The sequence below is a fragment of the Lelliottia nimipressuralis genome, from assembly GCF_041464075.1.
Classification (GTDB): Bacteria; Pseudomonadota; Gammaproteobacteria; order Enterobacterales; family Enterobacteriaceae; genus Enterobacter; species Enterobacter nimipressuralis.
The window spans coordinates 1,110,608-1,125,055 of record NZ_CP167172.1 but is presented as its reverse complement, the minus strand read 5'-3'; the positions used below and the strand labels follow the sequence as shown (position 1 = coordinate 1,125,055).

Genomic DNA, 14,448 nt, shown 5'->3' with positions numbered 1-14,448 from the left:
CCTCACCCATTGGGCGAGGCTGCGGGATGAGGGATTAATGACCCGGGAAAGGGACCAGGCTGTAGCTGGTGATACCCTGTTTTTCCAGGCGCTGTTCGCCGCCGAGATCGAACAGATTGATGATGAAGGCCGCATCGGTCACTTCGCCACCCAGACGACGGATCAGCTTCACGGTCGCTTCGATCGTGCCGCCAGTGGCCAGCAGATCGTCCACCACCAGCACTTTGTCACCCGGCTTGATCGCATCCACGTGAATTTCCAGCTGATCGGTGCCGTACTCCAGCTCATAGCTCTCGGCAATGGTTTCACGCGGCAGTTTGCGCGGTTTACGAACCGGCACAAAGCCCACGCCCATTGCCAGCGCAACCGGTGCGCCGAACAGGAAGCCACGCGCTTCCGTCCCTACTACTTTGGTGATCCCGGCGTTTTTATAACGCTCAACCAGCAGTTCAATGCTGAGTGCGTACGCTTTCGGGTCTTCCAGCAAGCTGGTGACATCACGGAAAAGAATGCCAGGTTTTGGATAGTCCTGGATGCTTTTGATGCTGTTTTTCAGAAATTCAAGCTGCTGCGCAGTCGCGGTCATAAATGTATGCCTGGTTAAAAACGGTGTTACTCACGGCGCGCATAACATGATGGTCAAAGTAACAAGTGATTAACTTTTGACCAGGCGCACCTGTGCTCGAAAACGGTCGAATTTACTGGCTGCGCGGGATAATTGCAACAGCCATCATTGCACTTCAGTGCTTTTGTTGCTTTTCATCAACGACGGGGATTCGCCACATAAAGAAAAGCAGACAGGAGAGGATCACCAGCAGCAGGATTCGCACCCACATCATCTTCACCAGCCATAATGAAATGGCGAAGGTCACGAGGATCACCGCAATTGCGCGAGGCTTTGCGCCAGGCGGCATCGCCCGGTATTGTTGCCAGTGGCGCAGATAGCCGCCAAACCACGAGCGATAGAGCAGCCACTGGTGAAAGCGCGGCGACGAGCGGGCAAAACACCAGGCCGCCAGCAGAATAAAGGGCGTCGTGGGCAGCAGCGGCAAAACCACGCCAAGCGTACCCAGCACTACCGCAAGCCAGCCAATGATGATTAAAATAGTACGCTTCATAATGCGAATCGTTATCAAACTGAACGGCTACTTTACCACTGGAGAGCGTATTGAAAACAGCCTTGCTTTTAGAGACGCTGCAAAATCAGCTGATTGCTCTGCGCGCGCAGGCATCACCGCTGCTGCAGCACGCGACGCTGAAACCACGCTTTGACCGGCAGCTGTTTCGTACACGCAGTACGTTGATAAAAGATTATCTCGATGAAGCCCAACATAATCTCGATGAGCTGCGTCACGCCGTGGAGAGCCAGCAACGCGAGCAGGTGGCGTGGCTGGCTGACCATCTGGTGGAACAGATAACTGCCCTGCACCGGGAGATGACCGCGTGGCCGCTTCGCGCGTGGGACACGCCCTCGCCTGGCGCGGCAAAATGGCAGCGCAAGCGGCTGGAGCATCAGGATTTTGAACGTCGTCTCTATGCGATGAAAAACGAACGCGAACAGCAGCTGAAAGGGAGCGAAACCCTGGAAGAGCAGCAGCGTTTGATGCGGGAAATTTCCGCCCTGGAAGGACGACTCACCCGCTGCCGTCAGGCGCTGGATGAGATAGAGCGCGTAATTGCGCGTATGACCCGCTAAATGGAGCTGAACATGTCACTTGAAAACGCCCCCGACGAAGTCAAGCTGGCCGTCGATCTGATTATGCTGCTGGAAAATCATGATCTTCCGGCAGAGACGGTGCTGAAAGCACTCGAGATTGTGCGGCGCGATTTCGAAGGGAAAGTGAGGGACGACCGCCCTCACCCTGACCCTCTTCCTTGAAGAAGAAGGCGTTCGATTAGGCTGGTGTTGGATCGTCGCCTTTCATCTCGCGCTTCACTTCCGTATGCTCGTCGCCCTTCTCATTGCGCAGATGCACTTCAAGCTGGTTGAAGGCGATATTAATGTCGTTTTCACGGCACAGGCGATCGATGGTGCGGTTCAGTTCGTCCACCGCATAGCTGCGATCGCGCAGCTCTCGCACGTATAAACGCAGCTCGTGATCCAGAGTGCTCGCCCCGAAGGTGGTAAAGAAGACGGACGGCGCGGGATCGTGCATCACCTTCGGATGTTCCGTTGCGGCCCGCAGCAGCACCTCTTTCACTTTATCCAGATCCGATCCGTACGCCACGCCGAGGCGGATCACTACGCGGGTGATGGTGTCGGAGAGCGACCAGTTGATCAGACGTTCCGTGACGAAGGCTTTGTTCGGGATGATCACCTCTTTGCGATCGAAGTCGGTAATTGTCGTCGCGCGGATGCGGATCTTGCTGACCGTCCCGGAGAACGTGCCAATGGTGACCGTATCGCCGATACGCACCGGGCGTTCGAACAGAATGATCAGACCGGAGACGAAGTTACCGAAGATCTCCTGCAAACCAAAGCCCAGACCGACCGACAGAGCGGCAGCCAGCCACTGCAGTTTATCCCATGAGACGCCCAGCGAGCCGAAGACGGTCATCGCCCCGACCACCAGAATCACATAGTTGAGAATAGTGGTGATGGCGTAAGACGAACCCTGGCGCATGTTCAGGCGCGACAGCACCAGCACTTCCAGCAGCCCAGGTAAGTTGCGAATTAATGCCCAGGCCACCACCGATGAGACCAGCGCGAACAGCAGGCTGCCCATGGTCACGCTTTTCATCACCGCCGCACCGGCTTCGGTGCCGTTGTATTGCCACAGCGTAATGCTGTCGAGATAGGCAAACACGGTGATTAAATCAGACCAGATCGCCCAGAATATGACGCCAAACAGGGCCACCATCACCAGCATGGTGATGCGCAGCGTCTGCTGGTTGACCTGCTCCAGCGCGATAGTCGGCTCTTCCTGTGGCTCCGCTCCTTCTGCGCCCTCCTTCACCATATTCTGACGACGCGCCAGCGCACGGCGATAGGCAATACGGCGCGCCGCGACGCTCAGCCCCCGCAGCACCGTCTGATAGAGCAGGTTCCAGAGGATCACCAGGTAGACGGTTTCAATCCAGCGGCCCGACAGGCGCAGTGTGGTGTAGAAATAGCCCGTCGCGGTGAGCACCATCAGCGCCAGCGGAATAATCGCCAGCACCGTGACGGTGATCAGGCGAATATTATGCGACTCTTTATCGCGCCAGCTGTCGCGGCACATTGGCCACATCAGCACGGCGATCAGCAGCAGGTTGAGGAAAATCGCCAGCTGACCCAGCACGTCATCCATCAGATGCAGCGGGGAAAGTTCAGCCACGACGGACCAGAAGTGCAGCGGCAACAGCGCCAGACTCACGCGCACAATCTGGCGACGCCAGTGGCTGGTGAGCTGTTCCGGCATTGAGAAGTGACGCACCGCCACCCCGTCTTTTTCCAGCACTTTCCAGCACAGGCCAAACACCAGCCAGAACAGCGCCAGTTTTTTACTGAACGCCCACAGCAGATCGCTGATGTTGAGCTGCATCGTCAGCAGAATCAGCCCCGCCGCCAGAATAAACAGGCACACCGGCAGGGCGCGGATCAGATCGATGAGAATCGCTTTTGGCGTATGGAGCTGGCTGTCGTTGCGCAGTTGCCCCACTTCATGGGCGAGCTTCGCCTGATATTTTTTGAGCCAGCCCAGACGCCAGCGGATCAGCCCCGCAATCAGCAGCAGCGGCAGCCCGGCCAGGAAGGCAATCATCACCGCAGGCCAGGCTTTCTCCCAGTTCACGGTGATTTTCATGCTCTTGATCTGGGATTTCAGCGCCTCCGGGAAGGACTTCAGCCAGTCCCAGTCCATCGGTTTGTTGCTGTTAACCCAGAAGATTTGCTGGGTGAGGATCTCTTTCAGGCTTTTCGACACGCTCACCAACTGCTGCTGGTTGATTTGCAGGTTAATCGCCATCATCAGCTGGTTGCCCAACTGTTTGTTGAGCTGGTCGAGTAGCTCGCGGCGCATATCCACCACCTGCAGCAGGGCGTCGTGCACTTCATCGTTCACTTCGCTGGTATGGCCCTCTTCCACTTTGGCGACAAACGCATCGCTCTGGAAAAGCGCATCACGCTGCTGGTTGATTTCAAACTGCTCCAGACGCAAATCCGCGATGCGGTTGGTCATGTCTTCCAGCTCGTCGGCGGAGGGCAGCGTCTGTTGTTGCTGATACAGAATGCGCGATAACAGCAGGCTGCCCTTGAGCACCGCAATCTGTTCTTTAATATTGCGTTCGGCCTGCAGGGCGCGATCCAGCCAGTTCTTCACTTTGATATTTTGCTGAACCAGCGAGTTACCGCTTTCGGTAGCCTGAATCAGGCGCTGGCTGAGCTGATGGTTCACATCCAGCTCCTGCTTCACCAGCGGGTTGTTCTGGATGCGGGTAGTTTCATCCGGAGAGACGGCTTCCTGCGCGGTTTTTTCGGTTAGCGTCAGGCGCTTACTGTTGACCGCTTCCTGCAGGAGCTGGAGCTGATGTTCCAGACGATTAATATTGGCGGTGACATAATCCCGTTGCTTTTGCAGCGTATCCTGCAAAATGGTATTGCCTTCGAGGCTTTTGCGCTGCTGGTCTATTTGCGCATTGAGCAGGGTCTGCTGGGCCAGCAGCAACGTTTGCTGAGTCGGGCGCAGCGCTCCCTCGCCGAGCGTGGTGCCATTCAGGCGGTTGCGGATCTGCTGGAGCTGCTGAGAGGCCGAGTACATGGCATTCTGCACGCGCTCCGGCTGGGTTTGCAGCGAGACCAGTTGGCTGTTGTAAGTGGCGAGATCGCTCTGCCCGGTCTGCAGGTCATCGAGCACCTGAGTCATGCGGGATTCAAGCTGGCGCAACGAGAGCGTGGCCAGGGTTTTGCGGGTTTCGTCGTCGTTATCGACGTCGCTCAGGGCATTCAGCGCGGCGGTCGCCTGTCGCATTTTTTCCGGCGCTTCAGCCACTTTCTGACGCAGCTGGGCGGTTTCGGTTTTGACGCGCTCAATTTTATCAAGGGTTTCGAGCGTCTCGGTCAGATCGGCCTGAATCAGTTTTTCCTGCGGGGTCAGCTCTTTTTGTTTGTTCAGCGTATCGAGCTGAGACTGAACATCCGCACGCGTCGGTCCGTCGCTGTTATTCTCAGCGCGAGCGTAAACGGCAGAAGCCGTAGTGAAGAAAAAAAGCACGGCGAAGATCAGGACAAAAACAGGGTTTTGCGAGCGAGTGTAGTGCAGCATAGTGATGAATTTGATGTCAGAAATGACCGGGAATAGTCTGGTGCGAAGGATATCACGGCAGGTGAAAGCAGAATAGCGCGAAGGCAATCCTCCAGGAGAATTCCTGGTGCCGATCAGGCTGGCAGCGCGCCCGGCTCCATCCGCAGCGTCGGGCAGAACTGGCACATCTCCAGCAAAATGGCGACGTAGCTGCGTGCTTCTTGTTTCAGGTCAAAGGACTGCGGGGCAAACAGCCAGTTTTCCATCAGCCCGGAGATATAGCTGCGCATCAGGATGGCGGTGCGGCGGGTCAGTAAATTTTCCGGCAGCATATTCGCCTGAATGCATTGATTCAGAGTATATTCGATGCGATCGTAGCTCTCCAGACACAGGCTTCTCTGCGCCTGTTGCACTACGGCCATTTCACCGACAAACTCACATTTATGGAAGATGATTTCCATCATCAGGCGGCGTCTTTCTTCAATGACCGTCGCCTCAAGGACATGGACCAGAATTTCTCTCAGAACTGAGAGTGGATCGTCAGGGAATTTTGCCCGATACTCAGTCTCAAGATCGGTAATACTGGATTCTGATAACTCCCAAATTTCACTGAATAAATCTGACTTATTTTTGAAATGCCAGTAAATCGCTCCCCGTGTGACGCCAGCGGCCTGAGCAATCTGCGCCAGAGAGGTTGAAGAAACCCCCTGCTGCGAAAACAGACGTAATGCCACATCCAGGATGTGTTGACGTGTCTCAAGCGCTTGTTGTTTGGTTTTTCGTGCCATACGTCAATGAATTTACAGGAGTCAGATTTACATACATTTATGAATGTATGTACCATAGCACGACGATAATATAAACGCAGCAATGGGTTTGCGGACTTTTGATCCATTGATCAATTTGAAATCGGACACTCGAGGTTTACATATGAACAAAAACAGAGGGTTAACGCCTCTGGCGATCGTTCTGATGCTCTCAGGCGGCTTAGCGCTTACAGGATGTGATGAGAAACAGGCTCAACAAGGAGCACAGCAGATGCCAGAAGTAGGTGTCGTTACGCTGAAAACTGAACCTCTTCAAATCACCACAGAATTACCAGGCCGTACAAGCGCTTACCGCGTTGCGGAAGTTCGTCCTCAGGTTAGCGGCATTATCCTGAAACGTAACTTCACCGAGGGTAGTGATATCAAAGCGGGTGTTTCTCTGTATCAGATTGATCCGGCAACCTATCAGGCCTCGTACGACAGTGCGAAAGGTGACCTGGCGAAAGCCGAAGCGGCAGCCAAAATTTCTCAGGTGACCCTGAACCGTTATAAAAAGCTGCTCGGCACGCAGTACATCAGCCAACAGGATTACGACACGGCGCTGGCCGATTCTCAACAGGCTAACGCTGCGGTACTCGCTGCAAAAGCCGCTGTTGAAACGGCACGCATTAACCTGGCGTACACCAAAGTGACCTCCCCTATCAGCGGTCGCATTGGTAAATCAGCTGTCACCGAAGGTGCGCTGGTACAGAACGGTCAGGCCACTGCGTTGGCTACCGTGCAGCAGCTTGATCCGATCTATGTTGATGTTACGCAGTCCAGCAACGATTTCCTGCGTCTGAAACAAGAGCTGGCAAGCGGTGCGCTGAAGCAAGAAAACGGCAAAGCAAAAGTGGAGCTGGTGACCAGCGATGGCATCAAATTCCCACAGGCTGGCGCGCTGGAATTCTCTGACGTGACCGTCGATCAAACCACCGGTTCTATCACCTTACGCGCTATCTTCCCGAACCCTGACCACACGCTGTTGCCAGGTATGTTCGTGCGTGCCCGTCTTGAAGAAGGCACCAACCCAACCGCACTTCTGGTGCCACAGCAGGGCGTAACACGTACGCCACGCGGTGATGCCAGCGCGCTGGTTGTAGGTGCGGATGACAAAGTCGAAACGCGTCAAATCACTGCAACGCAGGCGATTGGCGACAAATGGCTGGTGACGGACGGTTTGAAAGATGGCGATCGCGTGATTGTCACTGGTTTGCAAAAAGTACGTCCTGGCGCGCAGGTGAAAGCGCAGGAAGTCAAATCTGACGATAAACAACAAGCCGCAGCCGGTGGCCAGTCAGAACAAACCAAGTCTTAACTTAAACAGGAGCCGTTAAGACATGCCTAATTTCTTTATCGATCGCCCCATATTTGCGTGGGTGATCGCCATCATCATCATGCTTGCAGGGGGACTGGCGATCCTGAAGCTGCCCGTAGCGCAATATCCAACGATTGCGCCGCCAGCAGTTTCGATCACCGCGACCTATCCTGGGGCTGATGCAAAAACGGTGCAGGACACCGTGACTCAGGTTATCGAACAGAACATGAACGGTATCGATAACCTGATGTACATGTCCTCCAACAGTGACTCAACCGGTACGGTTCAGATCACGCTGACCTTCGAGTCTGGTACGGATGCGGATATCGCGCAGGTTCAGGTGCAGAACAAACTGCAGCTGGCGATGCCGTTACTGCCGCAAGAAGTCCAGCAGCAGGGTGTAAGCGTGGAGAAATCCTCCAGTAGCTTCCTGATGGTTGTCGGCGTTATCAACACCAATGGCACCATGACGCAGGAGGATATTTCCGACTACGTGGGCGCCAACATGAAGGACGCCATCAGTCGTACTTCAGGTGTGGGTGACGTTCAGCTGTTTGGTTCCCAGTACGCGATGCGTATCTGGATGGACCCGAACAAACTGAACAACTTCCAGCTGACCCCTGTCGACGTGATTAGTGCGATTAAAGCGCAGAACGCCCAGGTTGCAGCCGGTCAGTTAGGTGGGACACCGCCGGTGAAAGGGCAGCAGCTGAACGCCTCTATCATCGCGCAGACCCGTCTGACCTCCGCCGATGAATTCAGCAAAATTCTGCTGAAGGTCAATCAGGATGGTTCTCAGGTTCGCCTGCGCGACGTTGCGAAGGTTGAGCTGGGCGGTGAAAACTACGACATCGTGGCGAAGTTTAACGGCCAGCCGGCTTCCGGTCTGGGGATTAAACTGGCGACCGGTGCGAACGCCCTGGATACCGCGACCGCGATCCGTGCTGAACTGGCAAAAATGGAGCCGTTCTTCCCGTCAGGTCTGAAAATCGTTTACCCGTATGACACCACACCGTTCGTTAAAATCTCGATTCACGAAGTGGTGAAAACGCTGGTCGAAGCGATCATCCTGGTGTTCCTGGTTATGTACCTGTTCCTGCAAAACTTCCGCGCGACGCTGATTCCAACCATCGCCGTTCCGGTCGTACTGTTAGGGACCTTTGCAATACTGGCGATATTCGGCTTCTCGATAAACACCCTGACGATGTTCGGGATGGTGCTCGCCATCGGCTTGCTCGTGGATGACGCCATCGTGGTGGTCGAAAACGTCGAGCGTGTGATGGCCGAAGAGGGGCTGCCGCCGAAGGAAGCGACGCGTAAATCCATGGGCCAGATCCAGGGCGCGTTGGTCGGCATCGCGATGGTTCTGTCTGCGGTATTTATCCCGATGGCCTTCTTTGGTGGGTCAACCGGTGCGATTTACCGTCAGTTCTCCATCACCATTGTTTCGGCAATGGCGCTGTCGGTTCTCGTGGCGTTGATTCTGACCCCTGCTCTCTGTGCCACCATGCTGAAACCTGTTCAGAAAGGCGGCCACGGCGAGCATAAAGGCTTCTTCGGCTGGTTTAACCGCATGTTCGATAAGAGCACGCACCATTACACCGACAGCGTAGGCAACATTCTGCGCAGTACCGGTCGTTATCTGCTGCTCTATATCATTATCGTCGTGGGCATGGCATTCCTGTTCGTTCGTCTGCCAAGCTCCTTCCTGCCAGATGAAGACCAGGGCGTGTTCCTGACGATGGCACAGCTTCCGGCGGGTGCATCGCAAGAACGTACCCAGAAAGTGCTGGATGAAGTGACCAACTACTACCTCACCAAAGAGAAAGCGAACGTTGAATCCGTGTTTGCGGTTAACGGCTTTGGCTTTGCGGGTCGTGGTCAGAACACCGGTATCGCCTTCGTTTCTCTGAAAGACTGGAGCGAGCGTCCAGGTGATGAGAACAAAGTTGAAGCGATCACCGGTCGTGCGATGGGAACCTTCTCGCAGATTAAAGATGCGATGGTATTCGCCTTTAACCTGCCAGCGATCGTCGAACTGGGTACGGCAACCGGCTTCGACTTCCAGCTGATCGACCAGGGCGGTTTGGGTCACGAGAAACTGACTCAGGCTCGTAACCAGCTGTTTGGCGAAGTGGCGAAACACCCTGATCTGCTGGTCGGCGTGCGTCCTAACGGCCTGGAAGATACCCCGCAGTACAAGATCGATATCGACCAGGAAAAAGCACAGGCGCTGGGCGTGTCTATCAGCGACATCAATACCACACTGGGCGCAGCCTGGGGCGGTAGCTACGTCAACGACTTCATCGACCGCGGTCGTGTGAAGAAAGTGTACGTGATGTCTGAAGCGCAGTACCGTATGTTGCCGAACGATATCAACAACTGGTATGTGCGTGGCAGCGAAGGTCAGATGGTTCCGTTCTCCGCCTTCTCGACTTCACGTTGGGAATACGGTTCACCGCGTCTGGAGCGTTACAACGGCTTGCCATCGATGGAAATCCTTGGTCAGGCGGCACCAGGCAGAAGTACCGGTGAAGCGATGAACCTGATGGAAGAACTGGCGGCGAAACTGCCTTCCGGCATCGGCTACGACTGGACGGGGATGTCCTATCAGGAACGTCTGTCCGGCAACCAGGCCCCTGCCCTGTACGCCATCTCGCTGATTGTGGTGTTCTTGTGTCTGGCAGCGTTGTACGAGAGCTGGTCGATTCCGTTCTCCGTCATGCTGGTGGTACCACTGGGTGTTATCGGTGCGCTGCTGGCCGCGACATTCCGTGGCCTGACCAACGACGTTTACTTCCAGGTGGGCCTGCTGACAACCATTGGCTTGTCGGCGAAGAACGCGATACTTATCGTCGAATTCGCCAAAGATCTGATGGATAAAGAGGGCAAAGGTCTCGTTGAGGCCACGCTGGAAGCGGTACGTATGCGTCTGCGTCCAATCCTGATGACCTCCCTGGCGTTTATCCTCGGGGTAATGCCGCTGGTTATCAGTACCGGTGCGGGTTCCGGCGCGCAGAACGCCGTGGGTACCGGCGTAATGGGCGGGATGATTACCGCAACCGTACTGGCTATCTTCTTCGTTCCGGTGTTCTTCGTGGTGGTACGCCGCCGCTTTAGCCGCAAGAATGAAGATGTGGAACACAGTCACTCAGTAGATCATCACTGATACCGGTTTCACATGCTAAAAAGGCCGCAAATTGCGGCCTTTTTCTTTATCTGACGAAAATCATAAATTACGCTTATTGTTCGTTTATTTATTTTATGTCACCGCATTGAACTTCTGTTGTTTAAAGTCATCGTTAATCCTTACGGCAATTATTTAATTATTTCGTTTGCCCTAAAGATATTAGGATTATTCCTGGCGGTTTTAGGTAATGAGGAAGATTTGGGATTCCACATTTCAGGTGTAAGTTTTAGCTAACATGATGAATCCTAAGGTAGCCGACAAAATTTCTGCCATGATTTAGATAAAATTGACACTATGAATGAGGGAGATTCAGAGACGAACGGCGGCTAACGTTTTAATTGTAATTTTTCGTAATAGCGCGGTGAAATCTTGATCAGCATGGCTTATAGTTAAAGACATCAGGAAACAGCACCCGTTAAGGTAAGCTAGTTGTATCCATCCCGACAGCGTTGCTCGGGTGAGTAAAGAATCACTCAAAAGGGGATGCGCTATGGACGAATACTCGCCAAAAAGGCATGATATCGCGCAGTTGAAATTTCTCTGCGAATCCTTGTACCATGACTGCCTTGCCAATCTTGATGAAAGTAACCATGGCTGGGTTAATGATCCGACCTCCGCAATCAATTTGCAGCTAAATGAACTCATAGAGCATATAGCAACCTTCGCACTTAATTATAAAATTAAGTACAATGAAGATAATAAATTGATTGAGCAAATTGATGAATATCTGGACGACACCTTTATGTTGTTCAGCAGTTACGGCATTAACACACAAGATTTGCAAAAATGGCGTAAATCGGGAAACCGCCTATTCCGTTGTTTCATCAACGCGAGCAGAGCTAACCCGGTCAGTCATTCATGTTAAAATTATTACAATTACTAAGGTGAATTTATGTCTGATAAACCATTAACAAAGACAGATTATTTGATGCGCTTGCGACGCTGCCAGTCACTCGACACCCTGGAGCGTGTTATTGAAAAGAATAAATATGAACTTCCCGATCATGAACTGGCTGTATTTTATTCAGCAGCCGACCACCGCCTTGCAGAGTTAACGATGAATAAACTGTATGACAAAATCCCAGTATCTGTGTGGAAATTTGTCCGTTAATACCTAGTGCTTTGTTTTGAGGTTATATCATTACCTTCTTACGCTGAATTCACCTTTCGATATACGATCCCTGCGTGGCAAACAGACCCATCGTTTCAAACGTGCACGTCGGCAACAATGTTGTGATTATCATCACATCAGCTTAATGGGAACGTTCCCTTTCACGATGAGGTTCTTTACGCTGTAGCGTCAGGACCATTCCCGTGAGGTTTCCCATGAGTGAAGAAAAACAGAAAATGATTGCCGGTGAGCTTTACCGCCCCTCTGATGACACATTGCGGGCAGATCGTCTGCGCGCGCGCCATCTGGTTCATCGTTATAACCATACGGAACCCGATGCTAAAGTTGAGCGTCGGGCAATATTGACGGAGCTTCTCGGCCAGGCAGAAGATGCCTATATCGAGCCAAGCTTTCGCTGCGATTACGGCTATAACATTTATCTCGGTAAATCGTTCTACGCCAATTTCGACTGCGTGATGCTGGATGTCTGCCCTATTCATATCGGTGATAACTGTATGCTGGCGCCAGGCGTGCACATCTACACGGCCACCCATCCCCTGGATGCCACAGAACGCAACAGCGGCGCTGAATTAGGCAAACCGGTGACCATCGGTGATAATGTGTGGATCGGTGGCCGCGCGGTAATAAACCCAGGCGTCACGATTGGCGATAACGTGGTGGTGGCTTCCGGTGCGGTGGTCACCAAAAACGTGCCGAATAACGTGGTGGTCGGCGGTAACCCGGCGAAGATCATCAAAACGCTTTAAGGCAGAAACCGGTAACTGTTATGGTTTTTATGCCCATAACTGTTACTTCTTTCCCCCCCGCCGCTCCCCTAAAATGGGCAGATCCCCTGTATTTTGCAAAATTCATGAAGGTTATAAATGACAGAGATACAGCGCCTGCTTACTGAAACCATCGACGATCTGAATGCCCGCGAAAAGCGCGATAATCGCCCGCGCTTTAGCATTAGCTTTATCCGTAAACACCCTGGCCTGTTCCTGGCGATGTATGCCGCACTGCTGGCGACGCTGGTCGTTATGCTGCTGTCAGAAACGCTGATCGACTCAGTCTGGCTGCTGGTGGTGCTTTTCGTCGTCTTTAACGGCTTTTTCTTTTTCGACGTTAATCCCCGCTATCGCTATGAAGATATCGATGTGCTCGATTTCCGCGTTTGCTATAACGGAGAGTGGTACAACACACGCTATGTGCCGTCGGAGCTGATCAGCAATATTTTGCATTCGCCAAAGGTAGAAGACGAGCAAAAGGCGAAACTGCAGAAAATGATCTCCACCAAAGGTGAACTGTCGTTCTACGACGTCTTTACCCTCTCTCGCCCTGCCACTGCGTAATCAGGGTCTGCAAGCGCCTGATCCCAGGCGCAAACTGCGACGCTGACGTATTCCCGTATCCCAGCACCAGCCCGGTTTGCCCCTGTTGTGCATCAAGGTAGTAACCGCTCAGGGCGGCCGGTGCGAGCTGAAAGGCTCTTGCTTGCTGCACAATCGCTTTATCATCCACACCATCAATAGCAACCGTCAGATGCATCCCCCCCTCACCGGCCAGCACCCGATGCGTGACGTGCAATTCAGCGTCCAGCGCCTCGCGTAGCTGCCGGTAGCGCTTGCGATACAGTCTGCGCATCGCTGCAAGATGGCGCGCGTAGTGCCCCTCTTCGATAAACAACGCCAGGGTGCGCTGTTCGGCGCGATGCCCACCGCGCAGCAGCGAGCCGATGGCCGGGTGCGCAGCGCGGGCTAGCGCCTTCGGGAGTACCATAAATCCGGTACGCAGCGACGGAAAGAGCGTTTTACTGAACGTCCCGAGATATACCACCGGCGCGTTCTCCTGCATCCCCATCATCGCCGGAACCAGTTCGCCGCTGTAGCGAAACTCGCTGTCGTAATCGTCTTCGATAATCCAAGCATTGTGCTGACGGGCAAACTCCAGCAGCGCCAGCCGCCGGTTAATACTTAACACGCTCCCGTAGGGAAACTGGTGCGACGGCGAGGTGAATATCAGTTTGGGTGTGTGCTCATGGGTTTCCAGACGCATGCCCTCTTCATCGACGGGCATACCGACCATCGTCAGGCCCGATTTGGCAAACACGCTTTTCGCCCCGGCATAACCCGGATCTTCAATCCACGCGATATCCCCCGTTTCACTCAACAGCTGGGTACAAAGACTGACGCCTTCCAGCGCCCCTTCGGTGATTACAATCTGGCTGGCGTCGCACTGGATGCCGCGCGAGAGCGCAAGATGACGGGCAATCGCCTCACGAAGCGTAAGCTCACCCGCCGGTGAACCATAGCCCAGCAGCGCACTGCCCTCTTCGCGCAGAACCCGATCGTACAGACGACGCCACAGAGGCAGCGGGAAATAGTTGATCGCAGGCGTACCGGGGGTAAATGCGGGCACCGGGGTACCACGCGGTGTCGGCGCAGGAAGATTCGCCACCCGGCGCGCAAGGGTGATATCCAGGGCTTGCGATGACTGCCCGGCGTGACAGTGCGCGAGATGCGCCACCCGCGTGCCCTGTCGGTTGCGCAGCAGATAACCTTCCAGCGTCAGCTGTTCCAGTGCGCCGTTCACCGTATTACGCGAAATCGCTAACTGTTGGGCGATCAGACGGGAGCCGGGTAACCGGCTGTCGGCCTGCAATCTGCCGCTCAGGATCGCCTCACGCAATGCCCGATACAGCGTGCGCTGGAGTGTTTCTGCCCCACGGCGTTGCAGCGCCTGGGTGATGAGTGTGTAAAAGTCGTCGCCAGGAATGTTCATCTCGCCCTCCGTGGTACCAC

At 54.1% G+C, this 14,448-nt stretch carries 13 protein-coding genes; 8 read left to right on the top strand and 5 right to left on the bottom strand.

All coding sequences use genetic code 11. From position 1 onward, the window contains the following. Positions 1-34: 34 nt before the first annotated feature. On the bottom strand, positions 35-586 hold the full coding sequence (gene apt / locus ACB496_RS05240; RefSeq protein ID WP_010428187.1) for an adenine phosphoribosyltransferase: 552 nt from the start codon (positions 584-586) through the stop codon (positions 35-37). 154 nt (positions 587-740) lie between these two features. After that, on the bottom strand, positions 741-1,118 hold the full coding sequence (locus ACB496_RS05235) for a DUF454 family protein (protein ID WP_100777368.1): 378 nt from the start codon (positions 1,116-1,118) through the stop codon (positions 741-743). A 50-nt stretch (positions 1,119-1,168) separates the two neighbouring features. On the opposite strand from ACB496_RS05235, the gene priC reads away from it, so the two are divergent. Then, complete coding sequence (gene priC / locus ACB496_RS05230; protein WP_123429356.1) at positions 1,169-1,696, top strand: primosomal replication protein N''; 528 nt, start codon at positions 1,169-1,171, stop codon at positions 1,694-1,696. A gap of 12 nt (positions 1,697-1,708) precedes the next feature. Beyond that, entirely contained in the window at positions 1,709-1,879 is a 171-nt protein-coding gene (gene rsmS, locus ACB496_RS05225) for a pleiotropic regulatory protein RsmS (RefSeq protein ID WP_100777370.1), read from the top strand. A 16-nt stretch (positions 1,880-1,895) separates the two neighbouring features. On the opposite strand, the gene mscK is transcribed toward rsmS, so the two are convergent. Next, positions 1,896-5,249 carry a mechanosensitive channel MscK gene (gene mscK, locus ACB496_RS05220; protein WP_102104411.1) on the bottom strand — a complete coding sequence of 1,118 codons (3,354 nt, stop codon included), beginning with the start codon at positions 5,247-5,249 and terminating at the stop codon, positions 1,896-1,898. A 107-nt stretch (positions 5,250-5,356) separates the two neighbouring features. Next, positions 5,357-6,010, bottom strand: a complete 654-nt coding sequence (gene acrR / locus ACB496_RS05215) for a multidrug efflux transporter transcriptional repressor AcrR (RefSeq protein WP_107704126.1) — start codon at positions 6,008-6,010, stop codon at positions 5,357-5,359. A 142-nt stretch (positions 6,011-6,152) separates the two neighbouring features. Between acrR and acrA the strand changes: the two genes are divergently transcribed. The 6 genes from acrA (at position 6,153) to ACB496_RS05185 (ending at position 12,999) form a co-directional block, all read left to right on the top strand. Next, positions 6,153-7,346, top strand: a complete 1,194-nt coding sequence (gene acrA / locus ACB496_RS05210; protein WP_100777372.1) for a multidrug efflux RND transporter periplasmic adaptor subunit AcrA — start codon at positions 6,153-6,155, stop codon at positions 7,344-7,346. A gap of 22 nt (positions 7,347-7,368) precedes the next feature. Then, on the top strand, positions 7,369-10,515 hold the full coding sequence (gene acrB / locus ACB496_RS05205) for a multidrug efflux RND transporter permease subunit AcrB (RefSeq protein WP_100777373.1): 3,147 nt from the start codon (positions 7,369-7,371) through the stop codon (positions 10,513-10,515). Positions 10,516-11,026: 511 nt separating this feature from the next. Further along, positions 11,027-11,401, top strand: coding sequence for an Hha toxicity modulator TomB (gene tomB / locus ACB496_RS05200; protein WP_100777374.1), 375 nt, complete (start codon positions 11,027-11,029; stop codon positions 11,399-11,401). 27 nt (positions 11,402-11,428) lie between these two features. Next, positions 11,429-11,647 carry an HHA domain-containing protein gene (locus ACB496_RS05195; RefSeq protein ID WP_012016344.1) on the top strand — a complete coding sequence of 73 codons (219 nt, stop codon included), beginning with the start codon at positions 11,429-11,431 and terminating at the stop codon, positions 11,645-11,647. A gap of 215 nt (positions 11,648-11,862) precedes the next feature. Beyond that, positions 11,863-12,414, top strand: a complete 552-nt coding sequence (gene maa, locus ACB496_RS05190; RefSeq protein WP_319423905.1) for a maltose O-acetyltransferase — start codon at positions 11,863-11,865, stop codon at positions 12,412-12,414. A gap of 117 nt (positions 12,415-12,531) precedes the next feature. Next, complete coding sequence (locus tag ACB496_RS05185; RefSeq protein ID WP_100777376.1) at positions 12,532-12,999, top strand: YlaC family protein; 468 nt, start codon at positions 12,532-12,534, stop codon at positions 12,997-12,999. Here the strand turns inward: ACB496_RS05185 and ACB496_RS05180 are convergent. Continuing rightward, positions 12,971-14,428, bottom strand: a complete 1,458-nt coding sequence (locus tag ACB496_RS05180) for a PLP-dependent aminotransferase family protein (protein WP_371974613.1) — start codon at positions 14,426-14,428, stop codon at positions 12,971-12,973. The two genes, ACB496_RS05185 and ACB496_RS05180, sit on opposite strands and share 29 nt — an antisense overlap. Positions 14,429-14,448: the final 20 nt, after the last annotated feature.

Bases quoted from the DNA above. Each gene is read 5' to 3' on its own strand.
- apt (WP_010428187.1), bottom strand. From the start codon at position 586: ATGACCGCGACTGCGCAGCAGCTTGAATTTCTGAAAAACAGCATCAAA.
- ACB496_RS05235 (WP_100777368.1), bottom strand. From the start codon at position 1,118: ATGAAGCGTACTATTTTAATCATCATTGGCTGGCTTGCGGTAGTGCTG.
- rsmS (WP_100777370.1), top strand. From the start codon at position 1,709: ATGTCACTTGAAAACGCCCCCGACGAAGTCAAGCTGGCCGTCGATCTG.
- acrR (WP_107704126.1), bottom strand. From the start codon at position 6,010: ATGGCACGAAAAACCAAACAACAAGCGCTTGAGACACGTCAACACATC.
- acrA (WP_100777372.1), top strand. From the start codon at position 6,153: ATGAACAAAAACAGAGGGTTAACGCCTCTGGCGATCGTTCTGATGCTC.
- acrB (WP_100777373.1), top strand. From the start codon at position 7,369: ATGCCTAATTTCTTTATCGATCGCCCCATATTTGCGTGGGTGATCGCC.
- tomB (WP_100777374.1), top strand. From the start codon at position 11,027: ATGGACGAATACTCGCCAAAAAGGCATGATATCGCGCAGTTGAAATTT.
- ACB496_RS05195 (WP_012016344.1), top strand. From the start codon at position 11,429: ATGTCTGATAAACCATTAACAAAGACAGATTATTTGATGCGCTTGCGA.
- maa (WP_319423905.1), top strand. From the start codon at position 11,863: ATGAGTGAAGAAAAACAGAAAATGATTGCCGGTGAGCTTTACCGCCCC.
- ACB496_RS05185 (WP_100777376.1), top strand. From the start codon at position 12,532: ATGACAGAGATACAGCGCCTGCTTACTGAAACCATCGACGATCTGAAT.
- ACB496_RS05180 (WP_371974613.1), bottom strand. From the start codon at position 14,428: ATGAACATTCCTGGCGACGACTTTTACACACTCATCACCCAGGCGCTG.